Annotated in this window: 17 protein-coding genes; 11 read left to right on the forward strand and 6 right to left on the reverse strand. The window is 59.4% G+C overall.

Features of this window, described 5'->3' with window-relative positions; all coding sequences use genetic code 11:
- Positions 1-179: 179 nt before the first annotated feature.
- The 3 genes from AC5FXY_RS12675 to AC5FXY_RS12685 all read right to left on the reverse strand — a co-directional run bounded on the left by AC5FXY_RS12675 (position 180) and on the right by AC5FXY_RS12685 (position 1872).
- Positions 180-878 (reverse strand): ClpP family protease, encoded by a 699-nt coding sequence (locus AC5FXY_RS12675; RefSeq protein WP_493557053.1) that lies wholly within the window; start codon positions 876-878, stop codon positions 180-182.
- A 107-nt stretch (positions 879-985) separates the two neighbouring features.
- Positions 986-1282, reverse strand: a complete 297-nt coding sequence (locus AC5FXY_RS12680) for a hypothetical protein (RefSeq protein ID WP_493557054.1) — start codon at positions 1280-1282, stop codon at positions 986-988.
- A gap of 11 nt (positions 1283-1293) precedes the next feature.
- Positions 1294-1872 (reverse strand): RNA polymerase sigma factor, encoded by a 579-nt coding sequence (locus tag AC5FXY_RS12685; protein WP_493557055.1) that lies wholly within the window; start codon positions 1870-1872, stop codon positions 1294-1296.
- Positions 1873-2109: 237 nt separating this feature from the next.
- Between AC5FXY_RS12685 and AC5FXY_RS12690 the strand changes: the two genes are divergently transcribed.
- Entirely contained in the window at positions 2110-2406 is a 297-nt protein-coding gene (locus AC5FXY_RS12690; protein ID WP_493557056.1) for an HPF/RaiA family ribosome-associated protein, read from the forward strand.
- A 144-nt stretch (positions 2407-2550) separates the two neighbouring features.
- On the opposite strand, the gene AC5FXY_RS12695 is transcribed toward AC5FXY_RS12690, so the two are convergent.
- The gene (locus tag AC5FXY_RS12695) at positions 2551-3903 is read right to left on the reverse strand and encodes a sensor histidine kinase (RefSeq protein WP_493557057.1); all 1353 of its coding nucleotides are present in this window, start codon (positions 3901-3903) and stop codon (positions 2551-2553) included.
- Positions 3893-5275, reverse strand: coding sequence for a sigma-54-dependent transcriptional regulator (locus AC5FXY_RS12700; protein WP_493557058.1), 1383 nt, complete (start codon positions 5273-5275; stop codon positions 3893-3895). Before AC5FXY_RS12700 ends, AC5FXY_RS12695 begins: the two co-directional genes overlap by 11 nt.
- A 313-nt stretch (positions 5276-5588) precedes the next feature.
- On the opposite strand from AC5FXY_RS12700, the gene AC5FXY_RS12705 reads away from it, so the two are divergent.
- The 7 genes from AC5FXY_RS12705 to AC5FXY_RS12735 all read left to right on the forward strand — a co-directional run bounded on the left by AC5FXY_RS12705 (position 5589) and on the right by AC5FXY_RS12735 (position 14850).
- Positions 5589-6848 (forward strand): efflux RND transporter periplasmic adaptor subunit, encoded by a 1260-nt coding sequence (locus AC5FXY_RS12705; protein ID WP_493557059.1) that lies wholly within the window; start codon positions 5589-5591, stop codon positions 6846-6848.
- A 199-nt stretch (positions 6849-7047) separates the two neighbouring features.
- Positions 7048-7737 (forward strand): ABC transporter ATP-binding protein, encoded by a 690-nt coding sequence (locus AC5FXY_RS12710; protein ID WP_493557060.1) that lies wholly within the window; start codon positions 7048-7050, stop codon positions 7735-7737.
- A gap of 47 nt (positions 7738-7784) precedes the next feature.
- Positions 7785-10214, forward strand: a complete 2430-nt coding sequence (locus AC5FXY_RS12715) for an ABC transporter permease (RefSeq protein WP_493557061.1) — start codon at positions 7785-7787, stop codon at positions 10212-10214.
- Between the two features lie 273 nt (positions 10215-10487).
- Entirely contained in the window at positions 10488-12491 is a 2004-nt protein-coding gene (locus tag AC5FXY_RS12720) for a PAS domain-containing sensor histidine kinase (RefSeq protein WP_493557062.1), read from the forward strand.
- 246 nt (positions 12492-12737) lie between these two features.
- The gene (locus AC5FXY_RS12725; protein ID WP_493557063.1) at positions 12738-13193 is read left to right on the forward strand and encodes a DUF2147 domain-containing protein; all 456 of its coding nucleotides are present in this window, start codon (positions 12738-12740) and stop codon (positions 13191-13193) included.
- A 7-nt stretch (positions 13194-13200) separates the two neighbouring features.
- A complete protein-coding gene (locus AC5FXY_RS12730; protein WP_493557064.1) occupies positions 13201-14283 on the forward strand; it encodes a DUF6268 family outer membrane beta-barrel protein in 1083 nt (360 codons plus the stop codon).
- Between the two features lie 180 nt (positions 14284-14463).
- A complete protein-coding gene (locus AC5FXY_RS12735) occupies positions 14464-14850 on the forward strand; it encodes a cupin domain-containing protein (RefSeq protein ID WP_493557065.1) in 387 nt (128 codons plus the stop codon).
- A gap of 70 nt (positions 14851-14920) precedes the next feature.
- Here the strand turns inward: AC5FXY_RS12735 and AC5FXY_RS12740 are convergent, their stop codons facing one another.
- Positions 14921-15238 (reverse strand): hypothetical protein, encoded by a 318-nt coding sequence (locus tag AC5FXY_RS12740; RefSeq protein WP_493557066.1) that lies wholly within the window; start codon positions 15236-15238, stop codon positions 14921-14923.
- A gap of 479 nt (positions 15239-15717) precedes the next feature.
- Between AC5FXY_RS12740 and AC5FXY_RS12745 the strand changes: the two genes are divergently transcribed.
- From AC5FXY_RS12745 to AC5FXY_RS12755, 3 genes are all read left to right on the forward strand, one after another.
- Positions 15718-17328, forward strand: a complete 1611-nt coding sequence (locus tag AC5FXY_RS12745; protein WP_493557067.1) for a protein adenylyltransferase SelO — start codon at positions 15718-15720, stop codon at positions 17326-17328.
- Positions 17329-17493: 165 nt separating this feature from the next.
- Complete coding sequence (locus tag AC5FXY_RS12750; protein WP_493557068.1) at positions 17494-18342, forward strand: phytanoyl-CoA dioxygenase family protein; 849 nt, start codon at positions 17494-17496, stop codon at positions 18340-18342.
- A gap of 173 nt (positions 18343-18515) precedes the next feature.
- Positions 18516-19517 carry a glycoside hydrolase family 43 protein gene (locus tag AC5FXY_RS12755; RefSeq protein WP_493557069.1) on the forward strand — a complete coding sequence of 334 codons (1002 nt, stop codon included), beginning with the start codon at positions 18516-18518 and terminating at the stop codon, positions 19515-19517.
- Positions 19518-19864: the final 347 nt, after the last annotated feature.

Raw genomic sequence — 19864 nt, forward strand, 5'->3', positions numbered from 1 at the left:
GTGACAAGCCCATAGCACGTCAGCCAGAACGGCGTCGAAGCGTCACTACTGCTTCGCCTGTGTGTCAGCAACGAAGCGAGTTGCCTCGCCGTCGCTCAACAAGCCGGTTTGGAATCATACATCCAGACACGGATTTGTAAAAGCCATTGTGCCCGCAAGCTCACGACCTGAGCCTTGTGCTACGATTGAGGCCGTTCCAGTACTTCGTCGATGAGGCCGTATTCCTTGGCTTCGTCGGCGCGCAGCCAGTAGTCACGGTCGGAGTCGTCGTGAATCTGCTGGTAGGTTTTGCCGGTGTTGCGGGCGTAAATGTCGTACAGCTCTTTGCGCAGTTTCAGAATCTCGCGGGCCGTAATTTCGATATCCGCCGAGGGGCCCTGCACGCCACCGGAGGGCTGGTGAATCATGACGCGGGCGTGGGGCAGTGCCGAGCGTTTGTCCTTGGCGCCACTCGACAGCAGAAAAGCACCCATGGAAGCCGCCAGCCCGGTGCAAATAGTGGCGACGTCGGGGCCGATGTACTGCATGGTGTCGTAGATGCCCAGGCCGGCGTACACCGAGCCGCCCGGCGAGTTGATGTACAGCAGGATATCCTTTTTAGCATCGACGGATTCGAGGAAGAGCAATTGGGCGTTGATGATGTTCGCCACGTTGTCGTCGACGGCAGTACCGAGGAAAACAATGCGGTCCATGATCAGGCGCGAAAACACGTCAATCTCGGCGAAGCGCGTGGGGCGCTCCTCGATTACCGAGCGCGTCATGCCCGTAACAAAATGGCTGCTCTGGGCCATGACGTGGTGCAGGTACTGATCGAGGCCCAGGCCGCTCAGGCCTTGGCCCTTAACGGCGAATTTGCGGAATTCGTGATGGTTCAGCATTGATTAAAAGCAGTTGGGAAAGTGGGTATAATCGGCGGCTACACACGGGCATAGCCCAAGCTGGCAGTGGCGGGCAGCCACGCTGAAAAGGCCTAGAAGAAGAGGAGCTACCGGCGCGGCGGGCGGCGGTGCGGCTTGTGGCGCAACAGGCTGCGCAAGCCATTAGTAGCGGCTTGTAGCCAGTGGCCTACGCCGCCGTAGAGGTGCTGGTGAATCACATGCAGCTCGGCGCGCAACTGGCGCTGGCCGGCTAGGTGCAAGCCTTGGTACAACTGCTGCTGCAGCTCAGCATCGGCGGCCAGGTCAGGGTCGAGCAGCATGGCCAGTTGCCAATCGGCTGCCACTTCCGGCTGGGCCCGCAGGTGCTGTTCGATGCGGTGGAGGCGTTCGAGTTCTGGGCGCATAGCCGTGGGCGTTAGAGGGCGTGCAGGAGGCGGTCGAGGGCGGGGCGCACGGCTTTGCGCAGGCGCTCCAGGCACTTGAATTTCTGAACCGTAGCCGAGCGGATACTGCCGTACTGGTGCGTGCGGGCGATATGCTCCAGCGGCTGCTGGAAGTAGTAGAACGAGAGCAGAATGCTTTTGCACTTCTCGCCCAGCTGCTCCACGTATTCGAGTACCGCCAGGGCTGGCGCTGCGGCGGGTTCGGAGGGCTCGGGCAAGTCGGCATGCTCCGCGCCGAGGGCGGTCTGTAGGTGCCGGTTGCGACGGGCCAGCTCGCGCTGCCACAGGTTGCGGCTGATGCTCACGAGGTAAGTGCTGGGCGCAGCCGTAAGTACCAGGGTGCCGCCCACAGCCTTTTCGTAAAGTATCACTAGGGCATCTTGAAACACATCCTGCGCATCGGGGGCGCTGCCGCCGTGGCGCAGCACATGCTGGCGCACCGTAGGGAAGGTGCGCTGATACAAATGGGTGAGCGTACCGGTGCGGTCGGTGAGCAGCGCGGCGCGTAGCTCTTCGGCCGATGCAGGTGAGGCAGCATGAAGTGGTTTCATAGGGGCAGGCTTTCTACTGATTAATCACGCACCCAGGCAAGTATCACCCTCAGTAACACAAAAAAAGACCGGCGCAGCTGCGTGCTAGTTGCCTCAGAATGGCTTCATCACAGCCGCCATTCGGCTGCCATAAATCACCCCAATAGTAAACCCAAGCCTCGGCAGTCCGTTAGTTCTGGTAGTGGCTAGCCAGGCACCGCCGGTTTGGCCAAGGATTTCACTATCACCTCACATCCCATGCAATACTCCGTTGACAACATCAAAATGGACCTTCAAACCGTTGGTTTTCAGGAAACGCCGGAAATCGTGACGCAGGTAGAAAACGAGCTGCGCCGCGTGATGCGCTTCCGCCAGGATATAGTGGCCGCCGATGTGTACCTACGCGAAGAGGGCTCCAACCCCGAGAACAATAAAACGGCCCGCGTACGTCTCGGTATTCCAGGCAAGGATTTGTTTGCCGAAGGCACGGCTGGCTCCTGGGCCGCCAGCCTGCGCGACGCGAGCGAAAAACTCAAACGGCAATTCATCGACTAAACAAAAAAGCACCCGTTGCGGGTGCTTTTTTGTTGTGAGGTTTCTCAGCATGACGGTTTTAGTCGTTTGCTGCCGACTCCCTGCTCTGGCTTGGTGTCAACCGGCTGCCTGAATGCGTGCTTGATGTAGTCGGCAGACGGTCGATCAAAGCTCTAGCCGAAAAACGGCGCCTTCGCCCACTTCTGACCGCACACTGATGCTGCCGCGGTGCACGTGCATGATTTGCTTGGCCAGGCTCAGCCCGATGCCAGTGCCGTTTTTGCGAGTGGAAAAGAAGGGAATGAAGATGCTGCTCAGCAGTTCAGGAGGAATGCCATGACCGTTGTCAGCCACCTCGATGATGATACGGCCTGCCTCTGTCTGGCGGGCCAGCAGGTGAATGCGCGGCTGCGCGTGCTCGTGCACGGCATGCGTGGCATTGAGCACCAGGTTGATCAGCACCTGTTCCATCAAGTGCTCATCCACACGCACCTCCAAATTGGGGGGCGCTACTTCGCAGTGCAACTCGATGCGAGCCGCGGCCAGCTGCGGTGCCAGCAGCCGGCGAGTATTGCTGAAAAGCTGCTGCACTGGTACCGTGGCCAGCAGCGGAGTGGTGATTTTGCTTAGGTCGCGGTACACCTCCGCAAAGCGCAGCAGGCCCTCGCTGCGGTGCTGAATTATGCTGATGCCTTCGGCAAGATCATCCAACAGGACCCGGTCGGCCGGCAGTGCGGCGGGTACCTGCTCCAGTTCGCGGTGCAGGTGGCGACTTAGCGAATCGGCCAATGAGGCAATAGGAGCCACCGAGTTCATGATTTCGTGGGTCATCACGCGCAGTAGCTTCTGCCAGGCTTCAGTTTCGGTTTCGTCGAGGGTGTGGCTCACGTTCTTGAATGCCACCAACGTAAATTCTCGGTCCTGCAGCCGAAACCCAGTAGCCGACAGCAGCAGCTGCAGGGTTTGGTGGCTCACAGCGAGCCGCACCACCATCGGGACGCCGGGCTGCAGCTGCCGGATAGCCTCATACAGCACCGGCAGGCGCTTTTGCAGCGTCTGAATGCTCTTCAGATAGGGCAGCTCCAGCGTATGTTTAAAGGATTCATTGACCCATTCCACTGCGCCCGTAGCATCGTAAGATATAATGCCCGTATCGATGAGCTGCAGCAGCGTTTGCAGGTAGGTATGCTGAGATTCACGCTCAGCGCTGAGCTGCCGAAAAGATGCATTGAGCTGGTTGAAAGCCGCATGCAAATGGCGCACCGACGGATCGGCGTGGGCCTCGTTGTAGTGCTGCGCGAAGTCGCGGTACTTCACTGCCAGCAGAAAATCGGCCAGGGTTCGGTTGCTGCGCGTCACGTAGCGGCCTAGCTCCCACACGGCTAAGCCCAGCGCGAGCACCACGAATATCAGCAGGGTGTAGCGGGCGTGCTGCAGCGTGTACAGCCCGGCGCCAAGCAGCGCAAGCAAGCCCAGCAGCCGCAGTCCCACCCCGAATTCCAGGCGCTTAAAGATCATGCTTGTCGAGGCGGCGGTAGAGCGCGGTGCGGGTGAGGCCCAACTCCTTGGCTGCTTTGGTAATGTTGCCGTTGTGGCGTTCGATTACGCGCAGAATCGTGTGCTTTTCCACCTCCTGCAGTTGCAGCGGGCCGTCGGGCAGGAGCAGGGCCGGGTGGGGTGCGGCCGGCGCTTCGAGGGCGGAAAAGTGAAAGTCCTGCGGGCGCAGCACGTCGCCTTCCGCTAGGATGACGGCGCGCTCCACGGCGTGCTGCAGTTCGCGCACGTTGCCGGGCCACTGATGTTGTCGGAGCTTCTGCAACGTAGCTGGTTCAAAGTCGGGCGCGGACTTACGGTTGCGGGCGGCGTACAAGGTGGCGAAGTGGCGGGCCAGCAGCAGCACATCGTCGGCGCGGTCGCGCAGCGGCGGCAGCGTGATTTCCACCGTGTTGAGGCGGTAAATCAAGTCCTTGCGAAACTCGTTGCGGGCGGCCATCTCGTAGAGGGGCGCGTTAGTAGCCGAAATCAGTCGAATATCCACAGGCACTGGCACGTTGCTGCCCAGGGGAATCACTTGGCGGTTCTGTAGGGCCGTGAGCAATTTGGCTTGCTGGGGCAGCGAGATGTTGCCGATTTCGTCCAGAAACAACGTGCCACCCGTAGCGGCCTCAAAGCGGCCCACGCGGTCTTCGCGGGCATCGGTGAAAGAGCCGCGCTTGTGGCCGAACAACTCGCTTTCAAAGATGCCTTCGCTCATGGCGGCCAAGTCGGCCGTGATGAAGGGTTTAGCTGCCCGGAAAGAGCGTTCGTGCAGGGCTTTGGCCACCAGTTCTTTGCCGGTGCCGTTTTCGCCCAGCAACAGAATGTTGGCCTCGGTGGGCGCTACCTTTTCAATCTTATAGAACACCTCCTGCATGGCCTCTGACTGACCCAGCAGCCCAAAATCGGTGAAGGGTGCGGCGCGGCGCGGCGCCGGCGTGGGAGAGTGGCTCTGGACCAAATGGGCCCGCTGCTGCAAGGCCGCTTCCAGGGTTTCCAGCAGTTGCTCGTTGCGCCAAGGCTTCACAATGAAATCGGTGGCGCCGGCTTTCAAGGAGCGCACCGCCGTGCTCACCTCGCCGTGGGCCGTAATCATGATGACAGTGGCCGCGGGGTCTTTTTCCCGAATGCGCCCTAGCCAGTACAGGCCTTCGTTGCCGGAGCCCACGGTGCTTTTGTAGTTCATGTCCAGAAAAATCACGTCGAAGCGCTGCTTGCCCAGTAGGGAGAGCAACAGTTCGGGGTTTTTCTCGGTGACTACTTCCTGCACCTCGGTTTTGAGCAGCATGCGCATGGCGAACAGCACATCTGTGTCGTCGTCGACTACCAAAACGCGGGCTTTTTTGAGAATCATGGAATCTGCTGTCGTAATCGGGGTGGGGCGCTGGCGCCGCTTCGGGATGCAAGCACTGAAATCCCCCTCATAAACTATACTAATTCCCAAAAAGCTGCTCCCGGGCCTCTGGCGGCCGCTTGCGAAGTGCGCGGTACGTTTAGGTGTATCAGAAGCGGACGGTAAAGTGTATCGAAACCGAACATTTTGAGGGCTTGATAAGTGTTACTTATATTTAAAGCATTGATTTATAGATTATTATAATATAGGCATAGTTCTTCGTGTGTGGTTAGTGGCCGCCTTTTGCTGAGGCGAACCGAAAGTAGCCAAGCACATGGACGTTGCGATAAAAAAGAAAACCTGGACCACGAGCAAGCTAGTGCTGCTGGCAGTGGGCTTGGTAGTGGTGGCACTGGTGGCGCGCAGCCTGCTCTCAACGGCGGGCCCGGCCAAGCTGAACGTGGACCCGGAGCGGCTGACCATCAGCGCCGTGACGCGTGGCCCGTTTCAGGAGTTTGTGCCGGTGGATGGCGCCGTGATGCCCATCAAAACCATCTTTCTGGATGCACCCGAGGGCGGCACCGTGCAGCAGATTCTGGTGGAAGACGGCGCCAGCGTGCAAGCCGGTCAGCCCATTATTCGGCTCGCAAATACCGACCTGCAACTGGAAATGGTAAACCGCGAGACGGCTGTGTTTGACCTAATGAACAACCTGCACAACACGCGCAATCTGCTCCAGCAAAACCGCATTCAGCAGCTCAACCAACTGGCCGAAATCGACCACCAACTGCAGGAAGCCCAGCGCCTGCACACACTAAACCAGAGCCTCTACGAACAGAAGGTGATTTCGCAGCAGGAATACCTGCAGACGCGCAACAACTACGAATATCAGCGCCGGCGCCGGCAGCTCACCCGGCAGTCGCTGCGCCAGGATTCGCTTACCATGCGGCAACAGATCGACCAGATGCAGCAGTCGGTGGGGCGTATGCAAAGCAACTTGGCCCTGATGCGCCGCAAGCTCGACGACCTGACCATCAAAGCCCCCACCGCCGGCCACGTTACCTCGCTCAACGCCGAAATCGGGGAGCTCAAAACCCGCGGGCAGCGCATCGGGCAGCTGGATATGCTTAGCGGCCTGAAAGTGCGCGCCACCATCGACCAGTACTACATTTCACGCGTGTTTCCGGGGCAGCAGGCCGAGGCCAACGTGAACGGGCAACGTTACCTGCTCAGCGTGAAGAAAATATTCCCGCAGGTGACACAGGGCCTGCAGGTAGACCTGGAGTTTGTGGGCGCCGCGCCCCCAGACATTCGCCGCGGTCAGACCTTGCCCGTACGCCTGGCCCTGAGCGACCAAACCCAAGCCGTGCGCGTGCCCCGCGGTGGCTTCAATCAGAAAACCGGCGGCAACTGGATTTTTAAAGTCAGCGCCGACGGGAGCAAGGCCTACCGTACCGATATCCGGCTGGGCCGTCAAAACCCCGATTTCTATGAAGTACTGGAAGGCCTGCAGCCCGGCGACCGGGTAGTGACTTCCAGCTACGAAGGCTACGAAACCATGGGCGAGCTGGTGCTGCAAGCCAAGCAGCCATAGCGCCTGATCATGAATGAAATAAGCAAAATAAGAACGTCCTGCTGAGCCTGTCGAAGCATCTCTACTGATAGTAATCAGATGCTATAGTGAGTGAATGGAACCTGACAAAGCGGTAGAGATGCTTCGACAGGCTCAGCAGGACGTCCTACTTAACAAAAACTTTGCTCTCGAACCTCCCAACCCGTAACTGCCCTGCACCATGATTACCATCGAGAACCTTGAGAAGATTTACCGCACGGAGGAAGTACAGACCAAAGCACTGAACAACGTGTCGCTTACCGTAGGCGAAGGCGAGTTCGTGGCCATCATGGGGCCTTCGGGCTGCGGCAAATCCACTTTGCTCAACATCATCGGTTTGCTCGACGAGCCCGACGGCGGCCGGTTCAGCTTTGCCGGCACCGATGTAAGCCACGTGGCCGAGCGGCGCCGCGCCGAGCTGCGCAAAAAGCACATCGGCTTCGTGTTTCAGAGCTTCAACCTGATTGAGGAGCTGACGGTAGCTGAAAACGTGGAGTTGCCGCTGATTTACCTGGGCGTGGGGGCCACTGAACGCAAGCAAAAAGTGGAACGGGTGCTAGAGAAGATGCAGATCATGCACCGCCGCAACCACTTCCCGCAGCAGCTGTCGGGGGGGCAGCAGCAGCGCGTGGCCGTGGCCCGGGCCGTGATAAACAGCCCCCGCCTGATTCTGGCCGACGAACCCACCGGCAACCTCGATTCCTCGAACGGCAACGAGGTGATGGAGCTGCTCACTGAGCTGAACGAGGCCGGCACCACCATCGTGATGGTGACGCACTCCGAACACGATGCGCGCTACGCGCACCGCGTCATCCGCCTGCTCGACGGGCAGGTGGTGCTGGAAAACGTGCAGCAGCCTTTCACAGTCTGAGCCCTAACGCCGGCACCTTTTTTCCTGCGCTTCTCCCTCTCGATGCCATGTTCAAGAACTACCTGCTCGTTGCCTACCGCAACCTGCTCCGCCACAAGGGCTTTTCCTTCATCAACATCGCCGGCTTGGCTTTGGGCCTGACCGCCTGCCTGCTTATCGGCCTCTTCGTGTACGACGAGCTGCAGTTCGATAAGGACGTGCCGAACGGCGAGCGGATTTACCGCCTCTACGCCGAGCACGTGCGAAGCGAAACTCAGGAAACCGCTGCGCCCGTGCCCCCCATGTACGCCACCGCCCTGAAGCAAGACTTCCCGGAGGTCGAGCAAACGATGCGTATCCTGATGCAGTCGGCCACCAACCTGCTGGAGGTCGGCGACAAGAAAATCTACGTCGAGCACAGCGTCATTGCCGATTCTACCTTCTTCGGGATTTTCGAGTTGCCCTTTAAGTACGGTTCCGCCAGCCACGCACTGGACGCGCCCACGTCCATTGTGCTGGCCGAAGACGTGGCAACCAACTTTTTTGGCAACGAAAACCCGGTTGGCAAGGAAATCAAGGTGAACAAACAGAACTTCATGGTGAAGGGCGTTCTGCGCAACGACTTATCGAAGTTTCACCTGAAAATCAATTATATCCTGCCCTTGTCGTCGACAGGCTTGCCCAAGACGCGCATGCTGAAATGGGGTTGGCATCAGTTCTATACCTACATCAAGCTGCGCCCCGGCACCGATGCACAGCAAACCCAGGCCAAGCTGCAGAACTACGTCAAGCAGCAGGTAAACCCCACCTTGCCGCCCGACGACCAGATTACGGAAGTGACGTTTTTGCAGCCCCTGCACCAGGTGCACCTGTATTCGGCCAACTTCAAGTTCGACTCGTCCATCAAGGGCAACATCACCTACGTGAAAGCCCTGAGCTTCATTGCCGCGTTCATCCTGCTCATTGCCGGTTTCAATTTCGTGAACCTGGCCACGGCCAAGTCCATGCAGCGCGCCAAGGAAGTGGGCATCCGCAAAACCATTGGGGCCAGCCGCGAGCAGCTGATGCTGCAGTTTCTGAGCGAGACGGTGCTGCTTGCGCTGGTAAGTGTGGCATTGGCTGCCCTGCTCACGAGCCTGCTATTGCCTTCGCTGAATGCCTTCACGGGCAAAACCATGACGTTTGATTTGGTTGCCAACCCCGCGCTGTTGGGCCTGCTGGTGGTGCTGGGGGTAGCGGTGGGCCTGCTGGCCGGCTTCTATCCGGCGCTGGTGCTGTCCAGCTTCCAGCCGGTGAAGGTGCTCAAGAGCGCTGTGGTCACCGACGGGGTCTTTGGCCGGGTGCAGTGGCTGCGCCACGGGCTGATCGTGGTGCAATTTGCCTTGTCGGTATTCCTGATTGTGTGCGCGCTGGTGGTGTACCGGCAAGTGTCGTACCTGCACAACAAAGATCTGGGCTTTAACCGCGAGCAAATCATGTTTTTCCCCATGCGCGGTGAAAACATGAATGAGCACTACGACGCCTTCAAGCACGAGCTGCTGCAAGTGCCCGGCGTGGTATCGGCCAGCATCGGCTACGGCTTCCCCGGCGACCAGGTGGCCGGCGACGGCATCATCGTGCCTACCAACGGCGAGAAGAAGGAGCAATCGGTGACGCACCTGATGGTCGATTATGACTACCTCAAAACCCTAGGCTTACAGCTGACTGCCGGCCGCGACTTCTCTAAGGAGCAGAGCACCGATAAGGACCACGCCTTTATCATCAACGAAATGGCCGTGAAGACGCTCGGCTTCGGTACGGGGCAGAAGGCCTTGGGCAAAACCCTGCATTGGAAGGTGTGGAGCGACACAAACCCCGATTCGCTGAAAATCGGCAAGGTTATCGGCGTGGTGAAGGACTTTCACTACAAGAGCCTCTACGACAAGCTGGAGCCAGCCGTAATTCAGATCTTCCCCGACGCCTATTGGAAAGTAGCCGTCAAGCTAAAGCCCGACAACATCGGCAGCTCGGTGGAAGGCGTGAAGCAGGTATGGGCCAAGTTCAGCCCCGATAGCCCCATCGAATACAAGTTTCTGGACGACAACTTCGAGCAGATGTACAAGGCCGAAGACAAGCTGCAAACCTTGCTCTTCACCTTCACCGGCATTGCCATCTTCGTGGGCTGCCTGGGCCTGTTTGGCCTGGCGACTTACGCGGCTGAGCGTCGCAAAAAGGAAATCGGCATTCGGAAGGTGCTTGGGGCCAGTGTGACTACCATCGTGGGCCTGCTTTCCAAGGAGTTTCTGGTACTGGTGGCCGTAGCAGCCCTCATTGCCTTCCCGGCCGCCTGGTTTGCCATGCACCGCTGGTTGCAGGATTTTGCCTACCGTATTGAGGTTCCGTGGTGGGCTTTTGCAGCGGCCGGGCTACTGGCCGCCGCCGTGGCCTTCCTCACGGTGGGGTACCAGGCGGTAAAAGCTGCCACCGCCAACCCCATCAGCAATTTGCGCACGGAGTAACCCCCAATGGGGGCCCCGCCAAGAGAGGCGGTCTTCTGCTGGCGGTACTTCTAAAGATGGTTGTTACTCCGTTGGAGCGCAGTACTTTCAAGCCCGGTTCCAGGCTGCCCCGTCGGCCCGGAACCGGGCTTAGCGCGCGTATGGCAGACGGCGCAAAAGTTCTGCTGAGCAGCAGCGGGCAGCAGCCAGACTGTGCCCCAAGCCCGTAGTACGTTATCTTTACGAAGACTCGCTTTTCAAACGAAGCAGGGGAGTCCTTTACGCTCACGCTCTATGCCGCTTGCTTCTTCTGCGCTGCTTTCGTTGGTTGAGGCGCTGCCTAATCCCTGCCTGCTTTTGTCTTCGGAACTGACCATTGAGGCTGCCAACGCCGCGTACTTAGAAGTAACAGGTAGCCAGCGCGAAGCAGTAATAAATCACCAGCTCTTCGATGCGCTGTCGGCGTTTTGGCCTTCCGACATGACAACGGAGCGGCATCAGCTGGAGGCTTCTCTGCAGCAGGCGCTGACCACGGGCCAGCCCCACGACATGGCCCAGCGCCGGTTTGAACTGCCCGATCCGCAACGCCCGGGAGCTTTGCTGGAACGGCACTGGCAGATTCGGCACATTCCAATGCCGGACGAGCTGGGTCAAGTAAGTCACGTGCTGCACGTCATCACCGACCTCACAGCCCAAGTGGAAAACGAAGCCCTGCTGCGTGCCCAGCAACATAGGCAGGCGCAGAATGAGGCGCTGGTGCAGAAGCAGGCCCTGGAACTGGAGCAGGCGCAGAAAGAAACTGAGCAGCAGCGGACATACCTCGCAGAGCTCTTCCAAAAGGTGCCGGCCGCCATCTGCATCGTACAGGGCCCCGATATGAGGTATGTACTGGCCAATCCCAATTACCGGAAGATGTTTACGGGCGAACGGGAGCTGCTAGGCAAGACCATCCGGGAGGCGCTGCCGGAGTTAGTCGGCCACGAAGCTTATCGGACCCTGCACGAGGTGTACAACACGGGCATCTCGCACGAAGAGCAGGGCATCAAGGTGGACATCCCTCGTGCGGAGGACGGAGTGCTGGAAGAACGGTACTTCAACTACATTCAGCAGGCGCTTTTTGATAAGCACGGCAACATCAGTGGGGTACTGGTATTTGCATTCGATCTGACCCGCGAAGTGCAGGCACAGCTGGCCAGTGAAGCCATTGCCCGACAGCTCCGGCTTATTACCGATGCACTGCCTGTGCTCATTGGGTACTTAGACCGGGAAGAGAAATACCAGTTTGCCAACTATGCCTACCAGGCCTGGTTCAACCAAGATCCGGCTGCCTTGCTGGGCCGGGCCGTGCGCGAAATAGTAGGTGAGCAGGCTTATGAAGGCGTAAAGCAGTACATCGACCGGGCACTGGCCGGTGAGCGGCTGGACTTCGAGGCCCGCATGCCCTACCGCGACAACTTTGTTAAACACATCCGGACCAGCTACGTGCCGGATGTGCAAAACGAGGAAGTAGTCGGCTTTTTCACCTTGGTCACCGACATCACCGACCAGGTGCAGGCCCGCGAACAGGTGCAGGCCGCCAACGAGGAGCTGGCCGAAGCCAACCGGCGGCTTACCCGAACCAACCTGGACCTCGACAACTTCGTGTACGCGGCCTCGCACGACCTTAAGCAACCCGTCAACAACCTGACCGGGCTCTTCCACGAGATGCACCGCGCCGCTACGTTCGCCGACGCGGATGAAGAGCAGCTGCTTGTACGCCTGATCAAGGAGTCGTTGCACCACCTCAGCGTGACCATTGATGAGCTGGCGGCCCTGGGCCAAGCCCAGCAAACCAGCACCATGCCAGCCGAAATGGTTTCGTTGGACGATATGACCGAGGAAATCGTCAATACCCTGGAGCCCCAGGTCCGCGCCGCCCGGGCACGCATCACCACCGATTTTACGGCCCGTCCCGCTATTTCATTTCCCCGCGCCAACCTGCGCATCGTGCTGCACAACCTGCTCGGCAATTCGCTGAAGTACGCCGACCCCAACCGCCCGGCCCGCATCCACCTCTCCACCTGGGTTGATAACGACCAGCCAGTACTGGTGGTGGAAGACAACGGCCTGGGCTTTGACGCGGCCCGGTACGGTACCGAGCTGTTTCAGCTGTTTCGCCGGTTGCATCACCACACGGCTGGCTCGGGCGTCGGTTTGTACTTGGTCAACCGCATCGTGCAGGCCAATGGCGGCAGCATCGAGGTCGACAGTCAGGAAGGGGAGGGCGCCACGTTCCGGATTCGAGTGGGCCGCGCCTAAGCGCCAAGTCACGCTCAGAAAAGGTCCACATGATAAGTTCATCAGCTCTGCGGGCTCCCCGGGTGAGCGTTCTAAGTTGCTTCCAATTTCGATTTAGGGTGTTCGATGCTGTTTTTGTTTTAATGAAGACAATAGCAGCACAAACCAGCTGAAGAGAAATTAATTTTCTTTCATGAAATAGTAATGCTTTTATAAAAAGCGGGTTGGGTGTATGTTTGAGGTAATTCCTCACTCAAACCTTAGCTTATGAACTGGTTTAAGAAAAGCTTGTTGCTGGTCCTGCTCCTTTGTGCCACCGTTTCGCTGGCCTTGGCCAACAATCCCGATGCAGTGGTAGGGGTATGGAAAAACGGTGAAGGCACCGGTATGGTCCAGATCGTGAAGCGGGGCGACAAGTATTACGGCCGCGTGGTGTGGCTGAAAGTGCCGAACAACCCCGACGGTACGCCCCGCACCGACATCAACAACCCCGACGAAAAGCTGCGTAGCCGGCCCCTGAAGGGCTTGGAAAACCTGCGGGACTTCACCTACGCCGGCAGCAACAAATGGGAGGCCGGGCGCATTTACGACCCTAAAACCGGCAACGATTACTCCTGCGAGATGACCCTCGTGGATGCCAACACGCTGGAAGTACGCGGCTATATCGGCGTATCGGTTTTCGGCCGGACGGACGTGTGGAAGCGGCAGGTAAAGAAAGCCTAACTGCTTTATGACTGCACTACTACGCAAGAGCATCGGGCTGGCCGTGGGGCTGGGCCTGGCCGGCACTGCCTGGGCCCAAACGGCCCCGGTGCCGACCGGTGTGCCTGCTCCGACAGCACCCGCCGACTCGACGAACTTCGAAGACTTTGATAGCTTCGGCAGCGCCGACGACAAAAAAGTACGGGCATACGCCACCCAGAAAGTACTGTACCTCAGCCCCACCAAGCTCATTTCGGTAGGCTACGAAGCCCAAATGCCGTTTGATCTGACCGCTACCGGGCCTCACCAGGCCAATTCGGCGGCTAGCACGGCTGTGACGCAGAAGGTAAACCGCTTTGGCGGGCTGCGACTAGGGCTGAACACGCCCGTAATTTCGCGCTCCAGCTTTATCCTGAACCTGGGCCTGACTTACTGGAACACCGGCGTGGGCATCGACAATGCCGAGCAGTCGCCGCTGCTTAGGTCGCTGCGCCGCGGGCTGCGCTCCACGGGCCTGAACGCCACGGCGTTTAAGCCGCTCGACGACCGGCACTTCGTCATCGTACAAGCCAACGCCGACCTGAACGGCAACTACCGCAACTTCGACGACCTCAGCGGTAAGGCCATGACGTACAGTGGCACCGCCATTTACGGCTGGAAGCCCACCGATTCCTTTATGTGGGGCTTGGGCGTGACGCGCACGTACCGCGCCGGGCAGCTGCTGCACATTCCGGTGGTGTTTTACAACCGCACGTTCAGCCCGCAGTGGGGCGTGGAAGTCATTTTCCCGGCTCGTGCCAATGTGCGGCGTAGCTTCGGCACCAACGCGCTGCTGATGTTCGGCTACGAAATCGAGGGTAATGCTTACTACCTCGGGCCTGTGAACGGGCAGGACTTGTACCTGCGTCGCGGCGAGCTAAAGCCTCGCATCACGTACGAGCGGCAGCTCGCGGGTTTCGTATGGCTGTCGGCGCAGGTAGGCTACCGCCACAACTGGCGCTTCGACGCATACAGCACTCAAAATCCCAGCGGCGACAACAACCCGGTGTTTGAAAATACCCTGGGTAACCCGCTGTATTTCAACCTGAGCCTGAACCTGGTCAGTCCCTAAGCTGACCGGCGGCACTTGCCAGCAAACCAACAGCCCCTCGACCCTGCTATTACAGCGCATGGCCGAGGGGCTGTCTTATTGAAATGATTTTGCCGACCGCTAAGCCTCGCCGAAAACTTTATATTTAAGCACAAGGCTGACTGGCCGCTTCGCAAGCTTTTTACCAAAACTCCTACATATATGGATCTGACGGATACTTTGCTGGCCCCGATCAAGGGTGCCCAGCGCCGCGAAGTGGGCGGCGTACAGGTGGATGTGGTGCCTACCGGCGCTGCCCGGGTAAAACGCATCGTGTACCCGCCGGGCTTCCGCTGGTCTACTCACCTGAAGGAAGTGGTGGGCACCGAGCTGTGCCAACACGCGCACGTGGGCTTTCTGGCGCACGGCCGCATCGGAATAGAGTACGCCGATGGAGAAGTAGAAGAGTTTGCGGCGCCGCAAGCCGTAGCCATTGCGCCCGGTCACGACGGCTGGGTAATCGGGGAGGAGCCCGCTGTGCTTATCGAGTTTGATTTCGAAGCCGAAACGGTGCAGCGGCTAGGGCTGGCAGAGCGCCAGCGGACCTAGGACGCAAGGTAAAACCCGAGTGTACGGCAGTGGGAGCGGCAAGGCTAGGGCTTTGCCGCTTCCGCTTTTTTTAAGGCAAGTTGAGCCAGCCAATGCTGTTGGGTAAACTGGCGGGGGCAGCTTCCACAACGGGCGTGCTGGCGGTTACCGAGCCATTGACGTCGTGGTAATGCACGCAGTATTCCAAGGCTGCTTCTGTGGGTTGGGCACCGCGGTCAAAGTAAGGACTGCAGGCGTTGTACGCTACACACTGCCATTCCTCATGCGGACTGCGGCGGTAGACGTAAGCGTAGCTGCCGGGCTTAGTCGCAAAGTCAAGGCGACAACCCGCAGGTACCAAGTGCAGCTGAATTGGAGCCGTGGCAACTGAAGTAGAAAGCGTATGCATAGGCATAATGGGAGCTGACAAGAGAAGCAGTTAAGTGCTGCTGACTGGGGCTTTAACGGCCCATGCCGCTTATTTAGCTCCTGGGTTTGTACGGGTTTTATAGTCGGGAAATCCTTAAATCCGACGAGCTATACTACGTAGCCCCGCGCTGAATGAGCTTCTCCATCGGGATAAAGCCCTAGCTGACGAGTAGAACACGGGCTAGGAAGAGGGGTGTGTCGGCCCGTGTTTGTCTCCTGCTTGCTGCCGTCCTCCACTAAGCAATCTGTCATGTTCTTGCGTCCGACGCGGTGGCTCGGGGGCGATGCACCACCGAAGGACCATTGTGCCTGTGGCAGTTTATGCCTCAATAATGAGCCAAAACCGGGGTGTCCAATGCCTGCAACTGAAGCTCGACCAAAACAAGCCGGCCGAATCCCCGTTGCCCAACTTGCAGCGTCTGTCCAATGGACCGCTGATAATGCAAACACCCCTTCGCAATGACTTCTTCCCCTCAACAACTAGATCAGGCCGCGTTTGAAAATTCCTTCGTGGATGAACTGCGCGGCGAAGCCACCGGCGACAACCGCCCGCGTCAGGTGCCCGGCTTTCATTATTCACGGGTGGCTCCCACGCCTGTCCGTGACCCGCGTCTACTCGCTTGGTCCGATGATCTGGCCGCGCAGCTGGGCCTCACACGGCCGCCCGAGCGCGGCCCGGCCGTGAATGCTCTGGCCGGCAACCTCGTCACCGACAGCATGAAGCCCTTCGCGGCGCGCTACGGCGGGCACCAGTTCGGCTCTTGGGCCGGGCAGCTCGGCGACGGCCGCGCCATTTCTCTGGGCGAGCTGCGTGCCACCGATGGCAGCCCCTGGGAAGTTCAGCTCAAAGGCGCCGGCCCCACGCCTTACTCGCGCCGTGCCGATGGCCGGGCCGTACTGCGCTCCTCGGTGCGCGAATTCTTGTGCAGCGAGGCCATGCACTACCTCGGCGTGCCCACTACCCGGGCGCTTAGCCTCGTGGCTACGGGCGACACCGTAGTGCGCGACATGTTCTACAACGGCAATCCGCAGGACGAGCCCGGCGCCATCGTGGCGCGGGTAGCACCTACGTTCGTACGCTTCGGCAACTTCCAGATTTTCGCTGCTTCGGGCGAGATGGACAACCTGCGTGCCCTCGCCGATTACGTTATCCGGCGCTACTATCCCGAGCTGGGCGAGCCTTCGTCGGCCGTGTACCTGCGTTGGCTGGAGGAAGTGGGCCGGCGCACAGCCGTCATGATTGCCCATTGGATGTGCGTCGGTTTCGTGCACGGCGTCATGAATACCGATAACATGTCCATTCTGGGGTTGACCATCGACTACGGCCCGTACGGCTGGCTGGAGCCTTTCGACCCCACCTGGACGCCCAATACCACCGACTTTTCCACCCACCGCTACGCTTTCGGGCAGCAGCCCAATGTGGGAATGTGGAACCTGTTGCAGCTGGCACGAGCCCTCGTGCCGCTGGTGGAAGACCCCGAAACGTTACGTCCGGCCCTGGACCTGTACGGCGACACCTTCCTGGCTACGCACCTTGCTATGATGCAACGGAAGCTTGGCCTCACGGCCTCAGCCGACGCCGCTGATGATGCCAAGCTGATTCAGGAAGAATTGCCGCCGGCTATGGAAGCCGCCGAAGTAGACATGACGCTGTTTTTCCGACACCTATCGCGTACCGCGCCCGCCTTGCTCAGCGGAACCAATGACGAGGAAACCGTGCTGCGTGAGCTGATTGAAAGCACGGCCTACTCAGCCCCGGGCAGCGAAGGGCACGGGCAGTTGCTGCAGTGGCTGCAGCGCTACATGCAGCGCCTGCAGCAGGAGTCCGCCAGCCCCGCGGCCATCGAGGAAATGATGCTCAGCGCCAACCCCAAATACGTGTTGCGGAACTACCTGGCGCAGCAGGCCATTGAGGCGGCGGAAAAAGACGACCTCTCGGTGCTAAACCGGCTGATGCAGGTGCTCAAAACACCTTTTGCCGAGCAACCCGAGCACGACGAGCTGGCTGCCAAGCGGCCTGACTGGGCCAGCCACAAGCCTGGCTGCGCCACGCTCTCGTGTAGTTCCTAAAGGCAGCGCGCACGGCTTCAGGTGGCGTGCAGTGCTTCTTCACGCCACCTGAGGCCAGCCTTGGGCAATCAGTTAGTCAGGCAAGTAACCGCTATATCCTCTGTAGCAGGGAACGGCTCTGAACGAAATGTGCTTCGTAAAGAAGAGCAACCTAACAGCAACAGTATGAAAACAGCAGAGCTAACGGACAATGCGGTGCGCCCCGCCTTCGACATTGCGCAGGTCATGGGCGGCCTTTACGGTGATGGCATTATTGGGCTGAAAGGCGCCTTCAGTCGGGAATGGACGCAGCAGCTCGGCGAAGACCTGGCCGTGCTCTACGAGGAAGCCCTGAAGCGGCCCGGCGGGGCCGTAGGCCGCGGACCCAAGCGCCATTACGTGGAAATTCACCCCGAAGGCATCCGCGGCTTTGTGGAGCTGGCCACGCACCCGTGGGTGACGGCCGTGTGCGAAGCCGTGCTCGGGTCCGATTATAAAATTGTGGAAATCGGCTTTGATGTGCCCAACCCCGGCGCTGTAAATCAGCCCTGGCACCGTGACTTTCCGGCCCCTGATGACACCACTACGGGCCGCCGCCTGAACTCCCTGGCCTTCAACCTGACTACCGTAGACGTGACCGAAGACATGGGGCCCTTCGAAATTGCGCCCGGCACGCAGTGGGACCTGCCCGAAGGCTTTGAGCACGGTATGTTTCCGCCCAAAAGCAATTATGCCCGTTACGAGGCGCGGGCCCAGCGTAAGCTGCCGCAAATGGGCGACATCTCGGCCCGTTCGGCCCTTACCATTCACCGCGGCACCGCCAACCACTCCAATATTCCCCGCCCGGCGCTGGTACTCGGCGTGGACGCGCCCAGCGCTAACAATGCCGAGCGCCACGACTTGCAATTTACCCGTGCTTATTACGAGGCCTTGCCCGCCACGCTGAAGGAGCACCTTACCTGCCGCGTGGTCGATAAGCTGGAGCCCATCGTGCAGGCGCACACCATCGAAGGCCTGATGATGGGCGAAGCGTAAAAGCGGTAACGCAGTACTCGGCGCTGCGGCGACCCTGTGGCCGATGCCCAACTACTCCTGCGTTTTGCAAAGCAAGTTGCTGGCTAGTAGTCGCCTCTGCCCTGGCAAGCCCGGACTACCATTTGGGGCAGGGGCGACGGGGCACTGGTCTGGCTTTATTTCCGTCCTAACCCATGCACATTCCCGAAGACCACATCTACCAAGAGGCGCAGCTAGCGCCCATGACGGTGGACGAAATCAACGAAATGACCCGCCGGGCTCGTGCGCTACCGCCCAGCGGTAACCAAGCGCATGTGCTGGTGACCGATGGCGAAGACCCGTGGGTTATTGCGCACGAAGGGCAGCTGTATTACTGCACGGTAGATCGGCTGAAACAGAAGATTCTAATCGGTCGGTTTGAGCGGCTGCAGGATATGGCGCAGGCTCCGCTGGTGGAAGTCTGGCCCGGCACGAACGGCCCGACGCCGGACTACCGCGAGATATGGGCCCCCGAGCTGCAGCGCGTCAATGGGAAGTGGTACCTCTACTTTGCCCTGTACAATGCCCGCAACGGCGAAGAGCGCATGTACGCCTTGGAAGGCACGTCCGAAGATCCGCTGGGCGGCTACGAATTCAGGGGCCGCCTGGACATTGCCACTGACCGTTGGGCTATCGATGGGACCGTGCTGGCAACTGACGACGGGCAGCTGTATTTCCTGTGGTCGGGTTGGGAAGGCCATACCAACGTGAGCCAGAACATCTACATTGCCCGCATGAGCAACCCCTGGACCATCGACTCGGACCGGGTGTGTCTGTCGCGACCCGAATACGCGTGGGAAAAGCAGGGCTACCCGCACGTAAACGAAGGCCCCCAGGTGCTGCAGCGCCACGGCCGCCTGTTCATCATTTATTCAGCCAGCGGCAGCTGGACCGACGACTACTGCCTGGGCCAACTAACCTACCTCGGTGGCGACCCGCTCGACCCCGCCTCGTGGCGAAAGGAACCAGAACCAGTATTTTCCAAAACCGACACCATTTTCGGCCCTGGTCATGCTTCGTTCGTGACGCTCGGGGAGCAGGATTACATCGTTTACCACGCCGCCCGCAGCAGCGGTGCCGGCTGGGCCCGCCAGATTCGGTACAAGCCGTTTAGCTGGCGCCCCGACGGCTCGCCCGACTTCGGTAGGCCAGAGTAGTTTCCAATGCCTTGTGGCTGTTTAGGGCTAAAAGCTCCTCGTCAGCATCTAGCTGTTCTGCTAAAGAGTACGAATGAATGGGAACTGGAAGGATTCTGTTTCCGCTAGTGAAACGGTCCTGCTGAGCGTACTGGGTTCAGACTCTGGACTAGCGCGCGTTACTATCAATCCATTGAACCTAGATGTGATGAAGCTGCCCGGCCTCAAGCTCCGACCCCAAAGGCATGACACTCCACCCGACAACTACCGCAAATTGGGCTGGTACCTGATGGCATTAATGGCCGTAGCATGGGCCATTTACAGCCTCTTTTTCGAGTAGCAGTTACGCTTCCCCCGTTTACTGCTGC

Source organism: Hymenobacter sp. FMD4, assembly GCF_058932745.1.